11 protein-coding genes are annotated in these 21332 nt (G+C 43.5%); 1 reads left to right on the forward strand and 10 read right to left on the reverse strand.

What is annotated here, in order from left to right; genetic code table 11:
• Positions 1-336: 336 nt before the first annotated feature.
• Positions 337-534 carry a hypothetical protein gene (locus LZ23_RS20495; RefSeq protein ID WP_045217248.1) on the reverse strand — a complete coding sequence of 66 codons (198 nt, stop codon included), beginning with the start codon at positions 532-534 and terminating at the stop codon, positions 337-339.
• Complete coding sequence (locus LZ23_RS20500) at positions 524-1051, reverse strand: ATPase (protein WP_045217250.1); 528 nt, start codon at positions 1049-1051, stop codon at positions 524-526. The genes LZ23_RS20495 and LZ23_RS20500 overlap by 11 nt, the downstream gene beginning before the upstream one ends.
• A gap of 1047 nt (positions 1052-2098) precedes the next feature.
• On the opposite strand from LZ23_RS20500, the gene LZ23_RS24355 reads away from it, so the two are divergent.
• Positions 2099-2260, forward strand: coding sequence for a hypothetical protein (locus LZ23_RS24355; protein ID WP_157493374.1), 162 nt, complete (start codon positions 2099-2101; stop codon positions 2258-2260).
• A 329-nt stretch (positions 2261-2589) separates the two neighbouring features.
• On the opposite strand, the gene LZ23_RS20505 is transcribed toward LZ23_RS24355, so the two are convergent.
• The 8 genes from LZ23_RS20505 to LZ23_RS20540 all read right to left on the reverse strand — a co-directional run bounded on the left by LZ23_RS20505 (position 2590) and on the right by LZ23_RS20540 (position 21133).
• A complete protein-coding gene (locus tag LZ23_RS20505) occupies positions 2590-5268 on the reverse strand; it encodes a DEAD/DEAH box helicase (RefSeq protein ID WP_045217251.1) in 2679 nt (892 codons plus the stop codon).
• Complete coding sequence (locus LZ23_RS20510) at positions 5265-13004, reverse strand: sacsin N-terminal ATP-binding-like domain-containing protein (RefSeq protein ID WP_045217253.1); 7740 nt, start codon at positions 13002-13004, stop codon at positions 5265-5267. The genes LZ23_RS20505 and LZ23_RS20510 overlap by 4 nt, the downstream gene beginning before the upstream one ends.
• A gap of 100 nt (positions 13005-13104) precedes the next feature.
• A complete protein-coding gene (locus LZ23_RS20515) occupies positions 13105-13863 on the reverse strand; it encodes a hypothetical protein (protein ID WP_045217255.1) in 759 nt (252 codons plus the stop codon).
• Positions 13863-15854, reverse strand: coding sequence for a BREX-3 system phosphatase PglZ (gene pglZ, locus LZ23_RS20520; protein ID WP_045217257.1), 1992 nt, complete (start codon positions 15852-15854; stop codon positions 13863-13865). The genes LZ23_RS20515 and pglZ overlap by 1 nt, the downstream gene beginning before the upstream one ends.
• Positions 15847-18747, reverse strand: coding sequence for a DEAD/DEAH box helicase (locus LZ23_RS20525; RefSeq protein ID WP_232300557.1), 2901 nt, complete (start codon positions 18745-18747; stop codon positions 15847-15849). Before LZ23_RS20525 ends, pglZ begins: the two co-directional genes overlap by 8 nt.
• The gene (locus tag LZ23_RS20530) at positions 18744-19406 is read right to left on the reverse strand and encodes a hypothetical protein (protein WP_045217258.1); all 663 of its coding nucleotides are present in this window, start codon (positions 19404-19406) and stop codon (positions 18744-18746) included. The genes LZ23_RS20525 and LZ23_RS20530 overlap by 4 nt, the downstream gene beginning before the upstream one ends.
• A gap of 4 nt (positions 19407-19410) precedes the next feature.
• The gene (locus LZ23_RS20535; RefSeq protein ID WP_045217260.1) at positions 19411-20703 is read right to left on the reverse strand and encodes an AAA family ATPase; all 1293 of its coding nucleotides are present in this window, start codon (positions 20701-20703) and stop codon (positions 19411-19413) included.
• 52 nt (positions 20704-20755) lie between these two features.
• Entirely contained in the window at positions 20756-21133 is a 378-nt protein-coding gene (locus tag LZ23_RS20540; protein WP_045217262.1) for a four helix bundle protein, read from the reverse strand.
• Between the last annotated feature and the right edge of the window lie 199 nt (positions 21134-21332).

Raw genomic sequence — 21332 nt, forward strand, 5'->3', positions numbered from 1 at the left:
TGAGCACGGCTTCCTGCCCGGAGGCTTACAGCCCGGAGGGGGACTGGCTCTCCCGGCACTAATTTTTCTAATCTGTTTCTTGCTCAATAAAAAATATGTGCCGGGGTGCCTGTCCCCACCGACAAGAAAGCAAAGATTCTTTAACGACAAACATGTTTGTTTGAAATTTGTGCTAAGCGCCTAATAAGCCAGATCAATCAACAAAAATCGTGTCGGAATATAAAATGTGATGTTGATAACAGTTTAGCCCTTTTCTAAGAAAAGCAGGGGGCAGGCATTCCAACCCTTGTATCGTATTAAGTTGCTGGTCTCAGAGACCCTGGCTTACGAGTCAAATCACCTGTAATACTTTATAGTACCATCAGACATTTCTTCAACAATCTTGCCGTCCTTGAGATAAATCACCCCTACACCGGCGGACCAGGACCTCTCCCTGGCCCTTTTGGCCGCACGCTTTAAAGCGGCTTCAGCTCCGACAAGTTCCATTTCCCACTCATCCTTGCTGGCCTTGGAATGATCTTTACTATTGACCATAGTTTCTCCCCCTATCTCGTAATTCTGGATATGAGCCTGAATTATCATACAAAGCCCATTCATCTACAATTTTCTTGTATATATTTTCAAAATTTTCCAAACCTCTGGCAAATCTCCTGCGGATCACATCTTCAGGAACATCATGACCACCAATCATCACCCGGTTTTTTACTCTGGCCATGGCCAGTTCAGGGGTTGCCAGACTGACGTAAAAGAGCTTTACCTTATACCCGGCAGATCTCCACTCAGGAATATGCCTTGAATAAGAACGTCCGCTCAGGGTTGTTTCAAAAGAAAAGCTGCCTGACTTGCGGACACTTGCGAAAATTTCCTCAAGCATCAATCGCCCGGCTTTAAAAGCAGCGCTTTCAGGATTAAACGGAGCCAGACCGGCGGCAATCAGATCGGAATTGATGAACTTGAGGCAATTTGCCTCACCAGGAAGAAATTCCTGGGCAAAGGTGGTCTTGCCTGCACCGTTAGGCCCTGAAATGATGATGATCTTTGGCTGTTTCATGTGTTTGTTTCGAGATTAAGTATATACGAGTCTAAAGTCAAAATTAGCTGCTGACTTCGTGCAGGCTTGCTTACCATTTGGTTTTTTAGCCCTAAATAAGTAAGTTCTAAGACGGATTTATAGCCTTGTGGGATGCATTTATCAAATCAGACAATTAATCAGATCAGACCCCAATAATACTTCTTCTAACTGAAAAATTCTTTGTTGCAGACCCTGCAGTAACTGTCCAGGCCACTATCCCACACCAGGCATCCACCCAGCATAATCTTGCCTTTTTCGGTCTGTTCTCCCAGTTCTGAATCCGGCATTCCATAAACGATCGGCACTGTGGTAAGCGACCCGCACAAAGGACATTGCACCACCTTGCCTTGCTGGTCTCAGCTTATGGCAACAGATATTCTTTTGGCTTACACCAGCACCCTGCTTCACCCAACCAAGCCTTTTTATCATAGGCAACATAATGTCCCTTATTCTCTCCTTGATCCAGGCCAGCTAAAGTTATGCCGGAATCCCTGACAGGTCACAATTGCTGAATCCATTGCCTGTATTCCGGGATCATGTTTACACATCGCGTCAAGCGCGAAATGTAAAGGAGAGCTTTGATCCTTTGAAGCTTAAAAATTAATCATTTTGAATGGTTATACATAGATCCGGCAATATCCAAGGCAAAAGTTGTTTGCAAGCCTCAAAATTGACCATTTCTTAAGGTGAAATGCAATAATAACAATATATTGCTGGTCTCAGAGACCGGGGTCACATTAAATTTTTTTTTTGCTTTACCACAGCTTTTATGATGTAGCAAGATTTATTGCTATAAGACAATAAAAAATTCCGGTCGGGGTGTTCAAAACTGAGCGAGCAGTTTCCCAGACACTCCTTGGACTGATATTGATATAAACCTCAAACCTTAGAGCGACCTTTTTGAGAGCAAAATTGGCGTTCTAAGGCTGAAAAACAATCACAATCAAGGCTTTTTCTGTTTTAAATCAATGCCTTGACTCGGTCCGACCCCGAAGGTAAGCGCGCATAGCAGCAGCAAGCTTTCTATTGTTTCTGCAAAAAAACAATCGCCTGATGTCCACCCAGGATGTACTTACCATCAGCAATGAAGCACTGGCAGGGTTAACTCTTTTCATAGCGGTGAGCAAGCCGGATGAGATGGAAACCGTGAAAAGATTGATCATAAGTATTCTTAACAGGAATAAATAATGAGCATGCCTTGAATGAAAGTCATCCATCATTTGGACAGTGGAGCAACACGTTCGAATGGGAAATTGATACTGTAAAAGTTAATGATATCAGCAGATAGCGGAAATTTCTGCATACCTCCATGCAAATAGCAGGCGTATCTTTAATGATATTGGATGGTTAAGGAAAAGAATCGGGGTCAGACCCTGTTGGCTAAAGCCAGAATTTCTATATACATGAGATGTCATCCTTTGAAAGGTAACTTTTCATACGGACATATTAGCTTGAAGTTGAACTTTATGCCTGAAAAGACTTTTTTAATAGCCACACTCCTCAACAATCCAGACTCATCAACTATTGTCTGGCACAAGACATGCCAGACTTTCAATAACCGGTATATGATAAGGCAACTCTAAATCATTGACTCTCAATTCCAGGTTTTCTCTGGCTTCTTTGATTAAAGCAGGGATATCCTGGTCAGTTATCTTTGAATCAGTAAGAGCCTGACTTCTTGGCTTATCTGCAATAGGATTTAACCTTTTGATTATTTCCCAGTCCTTTAATAAATTCCACATTCCATCCTGCGTATGTTCCATCCCTGCAACTGTTGTTTTCACAGTGGAATCTGAATCGGTTATTTTGTCGCTTATACCAAAAACAATGAATGGATTTTTAATATCGCTTACAACTGCCAAACAATCTGTCATCTTACGAGCGGCCTGGACAGCCCTGTCAACAACCTTCAGACCTATTCCTGCCAGATCCTCGTCTTCAAGGCCTTTTGAAGAACGATCAAAAAGAAGATTATACCTTTCAGCTATGGTAAAATCATCAAGCCATTCTTTAGGGGTTTTGAAGGAAAGTCTTACCTCATCAACTACTGTAGGCCTTTTGGCAAAGACAGCGAATAACGCCTTAAAAAAAGGCATCAAATCAGGAAGATCCACCTTAGGAATCTGGTGAGCTACCTGTCCGAAATCAAAGCGAGCTACATTGCCAAAAATTTCCTTTACTACTGAAACAGCATCTTCTCCACCAAAAGTCGACGCCCTGTAATTAAACCAAGTCTCAAGCTTATCTCCCTTGAGGCTTTCATCAGCATCTGCAAAAATACTGGTAATCATTCGTGGTGAGGCCATCCCGATTACAAGCTGACGCATATCCTCAGGATCATCCATGGCTCCCTGAAAAGCCAGGGTTATCCGGTCTAATTTATGATCCAGACATTCCCATATCCTGCTTTCAACAGTATCGGGATTCCTGAGGCTTACAACATCCACAGGATATTTCTGTCCATATCTGCTTAAACGGCCGACTCTCTGATGAAGTCTCATGGGATTCCATGGCAAATCGACATGAATTAAGGTATGACAACTTTCCTGCAGATCAACACCCTCACCTGCGGCTTCAGTTGACACCAGAAAACGTACCTTTCCAAGATTAAACTTTTTGGCAGCATTCAATCTTGTATCTCTAAATGTCAAAACCTTTCCACTGGGGTGTTTTACTCCTTCAATATATCCATCCCCATTAATGAAGGCGACACATCCTTCTCCATAGCGGGCAATCAAGGCACTCATAAGCAGGGCCTGAGTTGCCTTATATTCTGTAAAAAAAAGAACTGATCGATTATTTAAGGACTCATCAATTACATCCATGATGCGTTGAATCTTGGTCTCTTTGTCAATTTTTGCAGCAATCCTCAATAACTCTTCCAAAGCTGGGATTTCATCAGGATTTACTTTTATGGTTTTGCTGGTATTCTCAATAATCTTTTCTTCAAGTTTTGATATTTCATCAAGGTTAGCAGCATCATCTTCTGCCAAAAGTTCGTTCATTTTTTTCAGGTATTTGCTAGCCTGTTCAGTTTTATTTTTTGAATCCTTCAACTTATTAAGCCGGTTTGATAGAGCTTTTCTGACTGCCGCAACTGAGCTGGATGCAAGTTTCTGCATAGTAATGAGTATCAGAATAGCCATTCTTTGTCTTTGCTGATCAAAACCTGCTGCATAAGCCTTTCCATCTGTAATAAATTGAGTCATCTTATCATAGAAGTAACTTTCTTCCGGGGAGTAGGAATAAGTCTCCTGAACTGATTTCACAGGAGTAAACAATGTCTGACCCTTCATATCAGTAACTTTGTGCTTGTTATTCCTGATCATAACAGTTCGAAGTTTTTGAACTTGATCTTCAAGAGGCTCATCGGGATCAAAATCATCCGGCTTAAGTAATTTCAGCAGTGATAGAAAACCGTAATCTTTACCCCTGTGAGGTGTACCTGTAAACATGACCATGGACTGGATGAGACTTCTTTTCTGCATGCGATGGGCCAGCTCATAGGCAAGAGTATTTCCATGGTTTTCATCAACATTCATATGGTGTGCTTCGTCGATCATAACCATATCCCATGGTTTTGACGCCAAAAGCCTTTCCCATCGGCCATTCCTGTCTTTACGCAAGGTATGAGCTGAAGCTATAACTTTATCATGGGTATTCCAGTAATCAGATTTATCTGTATCTGACTGAGGGGAATACATTGACATACGAATATCAAACATTTCTCTTAATCTTTCCTGCCATTGCCCTACAAGGCTTGCCGGAGTCAAAATCAAAAGTCTGCGAACACGACCGGATGATAGGAGCGGTGTCAAAATCAAACCTGCCTCAATAGTTTTTCCAAGACCTACATCGTCAGCTACCATCCATCTTGTGGGCCAGGCCTCAAGAACCTTTTTGCAGACCCAGAGCTGGTGTGGAAGCAAATTTATTTTAGACCGGGAAAAAACACCCCAGGCATCATTAACTGATGTAATGCAATTACCAAGGATTTTGGTGACAACATTAACACCTGGATCATACATTCGAGATCTTGCACTTTCCTCTAATTCCTTAACAGGGGTTAAGTCGTTGGAAAGACAGCCTTCAATACCATGGTCAAACTGAACAATGACGCTCTCGTCATCATCCATAAGAACCCGGCCACGACCATGTCTGGGATGATCGACTAAAGCTTTCTTAGAAAAAGTCATATATTATCCTCCAAACCAAACCTGCTCTGCAGTCCAGGAGTTTTGATAATGTGAAGAAAGGGTATATCAAAGGTGCGGTGAAAATGACTATCATCAGGCCCAGTTTGACTGATAATAAACTCATGTATTGTTTTTGCCTTATCAGGATTTGACATTCCATTATCAATAATGATCATGCCAAACTTGTTCTGGATAAAATCAATCAAGCGACTGGAAGGAACCCAACAATATGGGGCTATATGGTTGCCGTTAATTATTTCCAATCTGTACAACTCTCGCAAAATCCAGTGCAGCCCGAAATTAACAGGAGCTGGCGGAGCATCAAAATTTTTGCCTGCTAAAGAGTATGACTCATCAACTCTGGGGGATAGCAGTGATTGGATATAAAAATAGTCTTCTGGTCTTCTGGACGATGCTTTAAGCAACCGACGGTATACATCATGATACCTACTGAATTGATATATTGAGGGAAAAAGAGACATCCATTGTAGTTTATCAATATATATTGATGAACTATCCTGCCAATCTTCCAAGACATTCATCCAGTCTTCACTGGTTACATGATCCTTAAAGGTCTCCCACCAGCCTTTATTGTTAATAAATTCAAGAAAACTTTTATGCTGAGATCCCCTTGTCCGGCCAATACTTCTACAAGCCCCAAGAATCAGCAAAGCCATCCAATGGTCTTTGGACTCATTTTCCAGTCCCTGTTTTATGCCTTCATTAAGCAGCCAGTCAGGCCAAGTGTTCTTTTCGTATTCATCAATGACCTCTTGACGGGTATTTTCATTATCCCACCATTCCTGAACTCTTTTTAAAAAATTTTCATTTACTCGGACAGGAGGTGGCTCTGGAGTAATTTGTTGATAGTTACCAGGGAACAAGACAGTCAAAAGCTGTTTCTTTTCCCAGTCTTCTGCATTTGTGTCAGCCAGTAATTCAAGAACCTTATCATGACTTCTTAACCAACTCGGCCTGTCATTACCCCTTAAACGTTTGAGCACCTCCTTTGCAAGCTTGCCTCTCAAGAGATAGTCAAGGCCAAACCTATATTTATCAGCTGACAAATGATGATACCATTCAGCCAGAGTTTCAGCACCTATACCATGACTAACCCTTAATAATCGGAATATCTTTATGTCCTGCTGTGATCTGATATATTCTGGGTTAAGCACATTTTTTGGTGGGGCAAACTTTGACCTTAAAAGCTCATCGTAAACATCATCTTCATTGAGACCGATTAAAAAGTCATCAATTCCATCAGGCAAAAGAAGTTTTCTCAGGCTCAAATATGAACCACCTGCAGACTCAGCCTTTAAATCCTTCATCCAGCTGTTTCTTTGAGGCCAGCTATCAGGAAGTTGATGGCTTATTTCCTCATTAGCCAAGCCTCTAAGGGAGTGCAGAACCTCAGGCCTAACATGCCAATTTAAGCTTTCAAAAACTTCCCTTAAAATGTCAACAAAGCCTATCCTGTTTTTGGGCATGTTTTCAACAAGCTCACTTATTAGAGGCTTCAGCATTGCAAAGGCTTTTTCAGATATAATATTATACTTCTGGATAACCTTGTCAGCTCCGTTTATCTTTCCCATGGCCTGACAAAGGTCTTTAGCAGCAAGCTCTGAAGTCGCAACCATAAGCTTTATATTTGATTTTATAGCAGGAAGCTTTTCAGGGAAAGGGAATGGCAAACCTGATGGAACAACAGATCGTTCTGTTATCCATTTTGTCAATCCTTTATCATGACCATGAAGGTGCAACATAAAGCTTTTTCTTAAAATATCATCTGTATCCAGTCCTGACACAAGGACAGCCCACAGTCTTGCTAAAAAATCATCTCCGCTTGCCATGCTTGATGCCAACTGGCATGCAGTTTCACCCTCAGCCATTATATCATGCAGATTAACAAGGCTTTTGCCAAAAGCTCTGCCAAGTTTATCCAAAGCTTTTATAGTAGCTTCATCGTCAAGAGAAACATGTGTTCTTCCTGGATCGAGCTTAACTGGTCCATTAATGGCATAACCACACCCCCATGCTTCACTTGTAGGGGCAACATTCCAAATAAAAGGACAGTCGTGAGGAAGTTTTACAGGTAAACCGTCTTTAATTGCTATGGCAATGGCCTCGGTACTGGGGTTAGTACCTTCTGCTTGAAAAGGACGAAAACGTAAAATCCTGGCAAGCCCTAAGCCTGGAATATTTACTTCTCCGCTTAGATCCCATCCAGGAAGCTTATCAGAATTTTTGCTTTCAAATGAGTAAATCCTATCATAACCAGTGCCTGAACCGGATATTGCAATTTTTCTGATTTCACGTGCAAATACAGGCATGAATATACTTGCATGTTTAAATCTTTTGAAAATACTTTCCATAAATTTTGAACTTTCTATGTCTTGACGCAATGGCAGCCTGATTAATGTTGGCTGATGGCCATGGAGACTTGCAGGAATACTTGTGCTTGCAACTGCTACTTCATCAGGAATCAAGCCAGCAGCAATGGAAAAAGATAAAAAACCACTGACTATTGTTGGTTTCTCGGAAACAAAGTGTACAGACTTGAACCCAAGGCCATACTGACCCGTTGTTTTCCCTATTGCATTGCTTCCAGGCAAATCTCCTGGTTTGCTGCTCAAATTAAGGAGCATCATGTAGTACAAATCCTGATCCCATTGCCGCTCCTTGCCTTGTGGGAATGATGCACCACCTGTATCATTAATTGGTCGTCCAAAGTGGATAAAATCAATACAATCACCATCATGGCTTGATGTTACCTTTATTTGTATTTCTCTAACCTCTTGACTTAATTGTCCCTGAGAAATCTCCCTGGACTGCGCTAAGGCGTCATCAGCGTTTTGAGCTAATTCGAGAAGCACACTGTCTTCAGAGTATCCATATCTCTTCATCATAGCTTGGACTCTCTTCCAGACAAAGGATTGATACTCTCTATTATTCTGGATTAATGAAGCAAGCTCTCTGAGTGCGTTTCGTTCACTATTTATCGCATCCCTATTATCTGGAGCAGCCTGCTCTCTTCTTCTCTGAGCTTTCTGCGCCTTAAGCATTGCCTCATACAGCTCAGGGCAAGCTTTAACGTCCAATTGCTGCAGGGTAAGGGGCAGATGTGCATTAATAGAAGCTTTTACAGGTGCAATCTGAGCTTGAGAACCTTCACCCCACTCTGACCACCATTTCTTGACTATCCCATAGTCTAAATGAAGAACATTTCCAGCCCACCATTCAACGGTTTGTCTTAATATATCCAACAACTCATGCGGTGTTCTTGAGTGGGGATCAACATCCCGAAGCCTTATTTCCCACCAGTCCCCGTGTACAGAGCTCTTGCATAGTGGATCTGAAGCAAATATTGTGTCCTGATCCTGTCCCGCCTCCATATCCACTTCATCACCTAAAAGATTTAATGTACGTACCATTTGTCCTTGGGCTACTTTGCCACTTACCCATACCCTGATACCTTCCGCTGTTCTTTCAGAACTAAGCCCAAGTTGGTCTCGCACAGAATCGACATCAATGTCTTCACCAAGCATCTCTTGCGCAAAATTATACAAAACATCATTATTACCATCTCCTAACAAACAAACAAAAGATCCTATTGCACCTTTTGGTACTTTTTTATGCCAATCATTGAAATATTTTTTAAGGGTTTCAACTGTACCATGCAGACTTGAGCCACTGACATCGATTGGATTATCAGCAGCAACAATATCCCCAACCTTTATTCTTAGTGCCTCACGTATTTCACTGATAAGCTTATGAGACTTTGAAATACCACTTTCAGATCTTGATATTCTGTCCGGGTAATTCCATTGTCCATCCTGTGTAGGAAGCTTAATGTCTGGTAAAACACGCTCGTTAAAAAACTCATATCGAGAAAAAATGCTAATCAATTTCCGAAAAACTTTTCCTTCTGAAGAATTTTTTGTGGGTCTAATTTCTGCAAGTGTTTTCAGCATATTTATCTGCTCATTATCAGGAACAGTGCCTGATAGAGACTCAGCCAAAGCAAATATTGATTTTTTGCTTGTCTCATCAAGATTAGATAATTCTCTGGAGCCTAAGTATTCAGCTGCATAAGCCACAACCATCCATGATCGATGGCTATTGGACAAAGGGCTTTGCAACGCTTCTTCCAGCATATCTTCATAGTCAATTACAGGAAGACAATATTTTCCACCAAGAATATTGCTCAAAGATACTGATTTTATAGCTTGGGCGAGTTTGCGAATATTATGAGAGCGTGAATAACTGTCAAGAGATGACAATATGCTATGGACATGCTCATGAAATGGCGAATCAATTTCATCATGTAAAAAATAACTTCCTAATCCTCCATCCCTGGCAAGGGGTATTAAAGTATTCATAAGCTCAGAAGACTCAATAAAAATAACTTTCTCTGGCGCAATTCCTGCTTGACCATTTTTCAAGGGTAGCCACTTAGATGATTTTAGAAGGTCTCTGACTGTATTATTTTGTATAAAAAATCGGCCGTCTCCTAAAGAAAAAGCATCCAGAATTTCAAGGGCAAAAACATGGGGTTCAGCATGCTTCAACATCAGTTGGATAACCTGGTCTTGATCCAGTGCACTGACATCATGGTACAAACCTCGAATTTCTTGATCAGGAAACAAGAGTCGTTCGTGGCAATTCAATTTTGCTGGCAGATTGATATTACCCTCAAAAATTAAAAAACCAGAATCAAAGCTGCCTCGACTGTTGTCATATAATTTATGAAGAGGAATTTTTCTCCAAAGCTCCTCGGAAGTGCTATGAAGTGATTTTAAAAGATGAATAATGTCATCATGCTCAAGTTGTTCCCAGTCCACCTCATTATCAAAACATTCTAGCGTAAGGGAATAAAGTACACCATTGTCTACCTGTAAAATGCCGCCAATTTCGTTTGCCAAATCATTAGAGAGAGGGCCTACTAATTCAGAGGAAACTGCCCTCCATTCCTGCCCTAAGAGCCTCAACAGCAGAGTGAGAGTTTTCTCGTGGCTATTTCTGTAGTGGTCATTTTTATTTATATAACACAAGGCACATCTATTATCATCTTCTGTTAAACTGCGTCCAACAATAAGATGTTTTATTGATTTTATAAGTTTTGAGTTGACCTCAGAACCAACATCCTCATCATAAAAATCCTTCAGGTATTTCAGCAAGCCAAGTCTTTCTTTGGGCCTTGATGACAAAATTTCTACAGATAAAAGCTTGTTCAACATTTCCTCATGGCGTGATACAGGGAGATTCAAGAGACTGCCGATATTGCTGTCAACCAGCCATAAGTCTTCACCAGTTCCGTCGGACAATAATCTGATCTTTTTCTTAAAATCTCTTTCTTGATCTCCATCCGAGTCATCTTCCTGATCCTGGATATCAGATGGCCTGGCAAAAATTCTAAACTCCTGATGCTTGGATTTGAGGTCACTTACTGACCAGGAGTAATTCTTTTCTCCTGGAAACTTTGTTGCCCGGATGAGGGGTAATGTTATCAGTTCATCATCTATTAGATGAGTACCAAGATTATAAAGAATGCATTGAGATAGCATCAGAAAAGATATCTGCATTCTATTTGACATGTTATCAGAGTTCTGGATTTTTGTGCCAATGAATTTTAGAGACCTTGTGGCCTTTTGAGAATCAAGTTTCGGATAATTATTGTAGTTCGTTCCCAACGGAACAGGAATAAATCCAGGACCAATCAATTTTTCTTCAGCAATAGACCTGACTGCCTGTTGAGCTTCAAGGGGTACATAAAAGATCCAATTGTGGGGAAACAATCTGAATAGCGACCTCCACAGTTTACGAAATTCGTCTCTATCTTCTGGAGAAGTAGAAGTTCTTGTAGGTTTTAGAGCGTCGTTGGCAATTTTATCACTCAACCAGTCAATTATCTCAGCAATAAACGATGGCTGTTTATCCCGATAAGAGCTACTTGAATCGATTAAGTGTCTAATCAAACCTTCAAGCCATTTCAAACCATCTGGCGTATAAAATGTTTCATCGGGTACTGAAGACAGAACCCTGTGCAGCCAATCAAAAGGCCATGGGCTTTCACATCCTCCCAACCTGGGAGAATTCTTATCAATAATCCAAAGATCATCATTCCAGACATTATGAGCAGCTTCGATAAAAGAATATTTGAAATCTTGTGGAGCATTTATCCAGTCAGGAATTGAGAGAATAGAACAATTTCCTGAATCCACAGTGTTCCAGTTAACACCATCATCTGAAATAACTGGAAGTAAATATTGATGTTTTGTTATCTTAGATAGATTGTTTTCAGAAAAAATTATTGTTTCTTTAACATCTTCAATAAAACTTTTGGCTTCCTGCTGAGGAAGTGCTTCGAGTGTTAATTCTATAATTTTCGGAAACAGAGGAAACAATAAAAGATCCCTTACCGATTGATTCCAAATTATTCTGATGTCAGGTTCATCAACATCTGCAGAATTTACACCAGTCACACCAGGTATTGACTTGCGATCATGAGAAGGCCAGAAATATCCATGCAGAATAATATCCCACACTTGACTATCTTCGGCTTGATCACCAGCAGGTATAACGAGATCGCCAGAGTCTGACCTTGGAGCATCATCAAGGGGAAGAAAAACACCCCATCTGAAACGTAGCCCGGTATAATTGTCTAAGCTTTCTTTTGGGCGTATGACAGATATTGCTGCGTGAGCCAAAGCTTTGCGAGGTAGTAGTTGACTCCTGCCATCAATCCAGTGAGGCTCTCGGGGCCAGTCTTTACCATTGCGCATTTTGATTAAGGTTTCTTCCCCTAACTTTTCGATTCCAGTTATTTCCCATGTTTTGATATGATTATAACTTGCAGATTGGATTGTTCCCTGAAATTCTCGAATAAACTGTTGGCTTTCATCACGATCATATCTGCCGACCCATGAACATTCCTGAAAAGCATCTCTAAAAATCTTCAAAAAAGGCTTTTGTGCATCAAGCTCTTGTGGTTCTTTTGCATGGTACACCCTTATTTCATCGAGGTAGCCGCATTGAGCAAGCAAATAAGCAAGCGATTGAGGACGGGAAAACCAGTTGAAAAGATTTTCTATGCTCGGACATGAATCAGTAATGCCGGACAGTCTTCCGTCATCAGACCGGTCAAGGTGTTCTCTGGTTCTAATGGGAATCCATAAAAACAAGCCGTTACTGAAGTCATTAAAGATAGATCGTGCAATCTCTAATAATTTTTCCATGTCAGGGCTTTCAGGGATTGAATCCCAGTCAGGGTGGATGGGATCTGAATCGCTTTTGCCATCAGTCCCTGCCCAGGGATTTATAACCCCAGGCCTCAGAGCATCATCACCAGCCCCCAGGTAAATAATTGCTTCGCAGACATGAAATATGCTCTTTAGCCCAACCCCAAAACGACCAACCTTACCAGCCTCTTCCATTTTGGAACCACCAATTGCCCGGTGAATAGCCTCATGGTCTTTTTCTGTAAAAGGCCCATTATTTATAACGACAAGAGCAGCTCCTCTGAGAAGACTGTTCTGGCAATGAGATAAACCATGCTCAAGGATTATAAAATTAAGCTTACTGGATTTGGCATCATCAGCATTCTGAACAAGCTCACGCAGCAAAGTTCTACCATCTCCAGCATCTTTATAAACATCAGACAAAAGAGTTTGTATGGATTTAACTTCATCCAGTGCGCTCCGAGATATTCTGGCATTTGGTCGGCATTTTATTTTCATTTGAAAATCCAGAGGTTTGAATGGTTATTGGCAGGTCCAAAGAAAGGCAGGAGTTGCCATATTGTTAGCAAAATATATCTACTTACTTTTCCCCACTCCACTATCCCTCCACCTTCAGCCTCAACAGCTCATCATCAAGGCCGTAACGTTCAACGCTTACCCTGTCTGTATTACTGGAAATAGCATCACCGTTCACGGCAGGCATGGAGAATGGAAACAGTGCAGGACTGTTCAAGACGACATCAAGAGCTGCCTTTCCGCCGGGCAGGGCATGGAGTCCTGCTTCAACAAGCATAATAGCATGGTTGCTGTCTGAAATGACTATGGGAGGGGACTTAATGTAACACCCTCTGGTTGGGGTGTCTTTGAGCACGCCCCAGTCAACAAAGGACCTGAGTACGTAGCTTGCGTATCTGACAATGGTATCCCTGTCCCCGTACTGCTCCTTGAGCCTTTTTACTACCTGGGCCTGACAAACCTGGTCCTGAAGGGCAAAAAGTCTTCCGGTCTGCCTGGCAACATTGTACCAGAATGGATAGGAGGCAGAAATCATGGCCCAATTAACCGCCAAATCCTTTTCAGCGCTGCGACCAATCAGATTCAATGCACTGCTTCTGAATAAATTTAGATCCCTGTCCGGCGTAACCCATATTTTCATAAGAATGTTAACGATAAATGAGCGGGTGTTTTTACTTCTGACTTCTCCTGTGCTTTTTCTGTTCATTCCACCAAGATAATCATGCAGCTCACCTCGAATGTTTTCTGGATCAAGCCCGGCAAGGACAAGATTTGTGGTCTTTCTCATCCAGTCATAGTTGATGGTCTGCTTAATTCCGATGACCTGGTGGCGTTTACCCATCAACTGCTTCTCCTTTCAAATTTGATAAAAGGTACAATTACTTCCTCAATGGAAATACCGCCATGGCCGACAATGGTTTTATCCTGCTGAACAAAGGCATCTTCACCGCTGAGTACAAGAGGAAAATATTCAGGGGGCAAACCCACAGGATCCCAGTGGATTGCAGAGGAATAATCCCGGCCTATTCTTGACCGCAGTTCCTGTGATGGATAAACCCTGGCCCGCTGTCCTCTGGTTTCAGCGATAACGCCTTCCTTTGGTTTACCCTTACCTCTGCACTCAATATTGCCGTGATCAGATGTCAGCCAGACATCATATCCGTGATCAAGTAAATATCCAATAAGACCGCTGAGGAATCCATCCCTGCACCAGAGCATGATCTGACTGTGCATGCCAGAGGCCCCAAGCTGCATGCCGTGCATGATCTTATCTACCTTATCCACCACCAGGCCAGCTACTCTGGTAACTTCAGGGTTAAACTGGGGATCTAAAATACTATCGGCACTGCCGTCTCCAAGACCCTTTTGATAGGCAACCTGCAAGCGGCTGATACCTGCTTCTTCCCAAAACTGTCTCCAGAGAGTAATTTCTTTACTGGTTGAATTGATTGAGGCTGGAAAATAGATGGGGGGTTTGCCGGAGAAAACAGCCTGGCGGGAGACTGAAGTCAGGGTAGGAACCCAGGCAAAAACTGCTGATTCCCGGATAACAAGATTCTTGTCCTGCTCCTGAATTATCCTGCCAACAGTGACCCATTGATCCAGGGATAATCCATCAACCACAATCAAAGCTGCCTTGCTTTGCCTGTCTTTGCCCGTTTCTCTGGCAATAAGTCTTGGAATGTGATGAACCATTGCCGGAGTGCTGGGAGAAAGGCTGATAAGACCGGCAAAATTGTATTTCAGCCACGTGCTGAAATTCTGATTAATCTGATTGCTCAGCGCTTGATATTGGCTTCGGTAACTGTCCTGCTCATCACCATGAACCAGTGCAGAAAGCTCGGCCCATTTCATGGCAAAGGAAATCCAGTCATGGTGGCGGGCTTTATCATCAGGCAGCTCTTCCTGAACCAGGCTAAACAGGCGGCTGAACCTTATATCTGTATCCTGATCTTCTTCAATTACTCCGCATCTAAACCAGGAATCACTGCTGACTTCAATGTTGGGAACCTTGACCGGCTCAAGCCTGCCCTCAACAAACAGGCTGTCTATATAAACTCTGATATCGTGATGATCAAAAGGAAGGGTATCCGGACCAGGAAATCTGTGGCCATATTCATTGGCATCCTGCCAGGCATGATCCGGTTTTGCCAGACGGTTCAAAAATACAGGCCAGCGCTCCTGCAGGAAGTCAAGAAAGTTTTGTTGATCCTGGACAATTTCTCTAAGAGGCCAGTCTTTAAATGCAGCCTGAGAACCAATAATATCCACAAACCTGTCAGCCAGCACTTCAGGTAGTTTGATTTTTTTATAATGCACTCTGAGCAGGGCCCGCAGTAACTCCACCTCGGTGGTAACAAGCTCAGTAACGATTCCAAATACATTTCTAAGAATAAAATCCTTGGTGGCGTTATCTCCCAGGATATCCGGCTGAACCTTTTGCTGTGCAGTAAAAATATCATCAAGCAGCCCCCTGTCCAGATCTTCCAGAACAGGATAGCTAAGACCAGGAAACAAATCCCCAAGGTTGAAAAAAAGCTTTCTTCCTGCCTGAAGCAGGTCATAGGGCAGGGAATCCAGTTCTGCTTCAGGCATGCGCAGGATTACCACCAGATCTGTTTGCTGACCCTCATCCCACATAACCCGGTACTTGGATTCGTAAGCATATCTGAATTCAACAGGATCGTGAAATTCAATGAGATCAAAGCCTCGGCGCCGCAGCTCTATGGCCAGCTTTTCCTCAGTCAAAAGACCGTCCGGATCAGCTACCAGGGTAAGCTTGCCCACATTGGGCACAAAATCCTTGAGAATATAATCGCGCCAGCTATTCATGCCCTGCTTCCTGGACGATTTCGGTTATCATGAGCGCCCTGATTTCCGGGACAACCTCTCTGGCGGATTTTAACTGCTCTTTCCACTTGAGTTCCTCCACATTACATTTGGATTGCCTGTACTGCCGGACTTCAGGAAGCCCAATCCTGGCAATGGCCTTTTTTCTGTATTCAAAAGCTGTCTTCCCACGTTCTTCTTCTTTAACAAGAGAGCTCAGATGCTTTTGTTTTAAATCATCAAAAAATTCCCGGCCTGCTTCCTTAATGGCCTGGCTAAGGCTTTCAAAAGCATCTGCTGACTCTGGTTGATCCATCGCCCCCTCATACACAGGATCAGTGGTAATCAATGTATCCCAGATATGTCTTGCTGTGGGCAAAAACACCTTGCCTTCGTGGCTTAGAAAAACACTTGCCACTGCTTTCTGCCTTGTTGGCATGCTCATTCCTCCAGGTCCTGAACTTTGGACCGGATACATGGCTGAAAGCAGAATTTCATACAGCCCCCACAATCCAGTGACAGACATTGGCAGTCCAGTTAATGAAATTCTGGGGACGGGCTGGCCAGGAGCAAACAGAGGCAGTTTCATGACCAATCCCCGAATGCGGGTATCTTCAAGGGAAATCAGGGTGGAGTCATCAATTCCTTCAGCTTCTCTGGACTGAAAAACACATCTGTTCTGTTTCAGTCCGTCCGGCCAGGCCAGATTCCAGTGTTTCTTTCTTTTTTCTGCTTTGCCCCCATGAGTGTTCAGGTAACTAATGGTCATTCTTTCAACCCAGTAAGGAAGAGGATGAAAGCGAAGCTGATGAGCTGTCTGAACATCAGGTTCTTCAGACAAACCGTAAAGAGCTGACTCCTGCCTGATGCGGCGGATTTCATCGCGAACTCTGTCCAGGGCCTGTTCAGCATTGGATTCTAACCGGTCTGGCTCAATTATGGCTGTTGTAAAGACATCTTCAAAAATTTCTCCTGCCTGAGCCGAATCCAGCACATCTCCGGTCTTATCAATTCCAAATTCCTTGAAAATCACATCAAGCTTCTGCTCTAAAACCTCCCTTACCCTGAACTCAACAGAATCCTTAAATACAAAATTCACAGCCCTGACTGTCTTGGGCTGACCGATGCGGTCCACCCGCCCGATTCTCTGTTCCAGACGCATGGGATTCCAGGGTATGTCATAGTTTATTATGACGTGGCAAAATTGCAGGTTAAGTCCTTCTCCACCGGCATCAGTGGAAACCATAACCCTGGCATGATGCATAAAATTTTCCTGAGCCTGCCTGCGCTGGTGCATATCCATGGACCCATTCAGGGTGACAACTGATATTCCCCTGGCCTCCAGGAATTCCCTGATCATTTCCTGGGTAGGGATGAACTCCGTAAAGATAAGCACCTTGAGATCTGGTTCATTTTCTTCAGCCTGGAGTTTGTAAATCCATTCTATAAGTGCTTCAGCCTTGGCATCCGGGCCTTCCTGTTCACATTGGCGGGCAATATCAAGGAGCCTTTCAACCTGTCGGCCTTCATCCTGCAAAGCAGAAACATGAGACATTAAAAGCTCATCAAGAAGCTCCTGGGCGTCCATGTCATACAAACTTTCATGATCTTCACCATTATCCAGATCAGCTTCCATCTTTCCCAGGCGCAAAACAGCCTGGCGCTGACCATGCCTGATGGCCTCAAGTCGTCTTTCCAGGGTTGAGCGAATGGCCATTGTACTGGAAACCATTAGACGCTGCATCAGGATCATCAGGAATCCAATATGTCGTTTCTTTTCTCTTAAGGCCTGGTTGTAACCTTCACGCACATACTCGGTTACTTCTTCATAAAGCAGATGCTGCCGGCGATGCCTTGACTGCCATTCTATCTGAGCCAGACTGGTCTGCCTGGGCTTGAATAGTGGTCTGCCATCAGCATCAATTGCCTTTCTTTTTTCTGTGCGAATTACATATGGTGCTACCCGTTCTCTGGTAATGCTCTCCATATCCGGAAACGCATCCTGATCCAGAAGTTTGACCAGGCGATGAAATGAATCAGTCTTGCCCTGATGAGGTGTGGCTGAAAGAAGCAGGATGTAGGGTGCAGCCTCGGCCAGTCCCCGGCCAAGTTTATGTCTGGCCACCTGGTCAGTACTTCCTCCCAGACGGTGGGCTTCATCAACAATAATAAGATCCCACCCTGCAGTAATCAGGGATTCAAACCGGCTTTGGTTGTATGTTTTAATGCGCTCTTGTGACCAGCCCTGTCTTTTGAATACCGGTTTGACTGAATCCAGAGAAACTACAACCTGATCAAACATGGACCAGGGTGATGCCGCCAGATCAGATCCAAGATTCAGGCGCTGCAATGAGGATATATCTTCTCCCAGGACCAGACGAAACTGCTCATTGAAATGAGTCTGCATTTCAGCCACCCATTGAGTGGCTATGCCCTTTGGTGATACCACAAGCGTTCTTCGAACCAGGCCCCGGATTTTCAGCTCACGCATGACAAGCCCGGCTTCAATTGTCTTGCCCAGACCTACTTCGTCAGCAAGGAGATAACGAATCCGGTCCTGGGATATGGCTTTTGATAATGCCTGTATCTGATGTGGAAGAGGAATGACATTGGATTCCATTGGAGCCAAAAGCACATGGCCCTTATGGTCATCTGAGTTTCCCTCCAGCAATTGGGAAATCCTGGCTGCTGAAGCAATATAACTGATGTACTGGGATTGAAGTTCAGGGACAATACCTGAGTCAAGAGGACTGAGTGCGGAACATGGAAGCTTAACCACGGCATCCTGGCTGGGCAGCCAGACCCGGCAGATATCCTGCCCCCACAAGGTTTGCTTTTCGATAATCTTACAGGGGCAGTTGTGGATGGTGGAGTATTGCCAGGGAAAATCCATCATGTCTTTTTTTCCAAGAATTCGTGCAACTTATCCCGAAAATATCTGAAACTTGGGGATGCATTGTTATCAACTTCCATGTACGGAGTAATTTTTTCAGCCCACTGAAATTTTTCCGCGCCAACTGCCTGCCAACCCCTGGCGCTGAGGGCAGTAGAACCTCCATTATACACCGCGTCAGCCAAAAACTCCCATGTGCCGCAAATGGAATCATTCTCGTATGCATTAAGGATAGCACCCTTTGCTCGTGGATAAGCAGATTTGATTGCCGGAATATCGCCGAGTAACCAAGCCTCGCCCTCTTTAATAGCGAAACAAAACCTGGTTTCCGGCTGCGGATTGCAAGAGTTGAGGATGTTCAAAAGTTCTTGGCGGAAGGATTTGAGACATTTATCGTCAAGATCACAAACAAGAATAACTGCTGCAGGATAATCGGCTGGATAGTTAACGAAAGCTTTGCCATAACCACGGAGCAGGCGGGGGAGCTGGTCAAGCAGGATACGTTTGTTTGCATCTTGATTTGCTGATAAATTTTTGGGTATGCGCCCTATTCCTTTGTAATGGTGAATACTATAAGTATGGTTACCATCGATAATCTTGGGAACAAGTATTTCAAGAGCCTTTTTACCGGATTGGTCTTCAACAAGGATTTCAAAATGCATTTAATCACCTCGGGTCCAGGTAGTCGCTATACCAGAGTCCTCCCAAAGGTAAGCCCTCGGCAACCATATTTTTTACAATGATATCATCACTCGCTCTGCGGATGGTAGAAAAGCCATCCTGTTCTTTTTCAAGAATCCATACTTCTTCAGGCTCAAGAGCGTCCACAAAATAAGGTTGGTGAGTAGTAACGAATACTTGGGAACCACCTTTACGCCCAGTTGCATGTTCACGAAATTCTTTTGCCAAAGACTCAAGAAGTTTGTGGTACAAGCCATTCTCAGGTTCTTCAATACACAAAAAAGGTGGCGGAGTCGGATCTTCCAACAACAAAAGATAAGCAAAAACCTTAAGTGTACCATCGGACATTTGCTGGGCATAAAAAGGATCCTGAAAACCTTTGTCGTTGAACCGCAATAACAATCTTCCGTCATTGGATTTTTCGGTATCTATCTTCTCTATACCGGGAATTTTTTCAGCAATTTTTTTCAAGATACCTTGAAATCGTCTGGGATATTCTCGCTCCATAAACTGGACCACGTTTCCAAGATTATCCCCATGAATATTGAGGTGTTTTTGTGGTCCGGCAAGTGGTAAACTCCGTGCCGCATCAGGCGTGAAATAGCTGAGATACCAGCCTTCGATAAATCTCCGGAATGCTGAAATTCTTGGATGCTGTTTAAGAGAGCCCAAAGTAGCAATGCCAAGCTTGCGCATATCTTCCAGTTCAACAACTTCCGTTTCCCTTGATTCTTCTTTTGCATCGCCGGATTTAAGAGATTCCATCAGTCCCAGAAGATCAAAGTCGTCCTTGGTTTCATCAATCTGGCGTCCTTCCTGTTCCCCCTTCCAGGCAACGCCTTTTCCGCTGTTCAAAATCAGAAAGGAAAATGGCCAACCGTGTTTTTGACCTTTACGACGCTGTCTGAGGCGCTCCTTAAGAACATAAGGCCTGCCCGAAGAATCAACATCAATGGATAGCTCATAGGTGATAGGACGCGCCTTACCATCCTCTTTATAGTACACCTCTAACTCAATAGGACAATTCTGTCCTTGAGACAAAATCTTTTCGAATCCACCACGGCCACGAGCATCGCATGCCTCTTCGACGCCGGACTTCAAACAATCTGCAAAAAAACCAAAAGCATCGAACAAAGTGCTTTTTCCAACTCCATTTTTTCCGATGACGGCAGTCATGGGCGTAAGTGGTGCTGCATGCTGCTGGTTCCAGAGACGACCAAGTGTCACATCCTTTAGTGACCTGAAATTCTTTATTCGAAATCCTTCAATTTTTGCCATCACACAACTCCTTCCTGTGGCACAGAGAATGGGAGACAGGGCGTCTTGGTGTTTAACGAATGATCCATTTACCACTCTCCCTGATCATATTAACCAGTTGGCCAATTATATTGTCATATTGCTGGTCAAGCTCATTTGATGTTGGTGAGTCTAAATAACCGCAACGTGAAGCGAACTCCAGCCAAACCTGTGTCTCACAAGCTTCACTTTCAGAGTCACTGAGTTTGGCTATAAATGCGGCTTCATATCTTCTCTTACGCCATGCCTCAGCCAGGTTGGCACAAACAGAACGCGACGATCGCCGCATCTGGTCCGTCATCGAATACTTTTCCTCAGGTGGAAACTTTTTTGTCAGCTCGAATATGCGCATTGCTGCATCCATCGAATTCTGATAAACTCGCAACTCCCGAAAATGCCTGATATTCGCCATACTAAAAATCTCCCATTCACCCCTTCCCGGTTCCTATCTCCACCCCAAGTCTCCCCATCTCCGAGTCCCCGAGTCTCTCTTCATCCCCGTCCCCGAGTCTCTCTTCATCCGAGTCCCCGAGTCCCCGCGCCCCCGCGTCACTCTTCATCCGAGTCCCCGAGTCTCCGAGTCCCCGAGTCCCCGAGTCCCCGAGTCCCCG

The organism is Desulfonatronovibrio magnus (assembly GCF_000934755.1).
GTDB classification, from domain to species: domain Bacteria; phylum Desulfobacterota; class Desulfovibrionia; order Desulfovibrionales; family Desulfonatronovibrionaceae; genus Desulfonatronovibrio; species Desulfonatronovibrio magnus.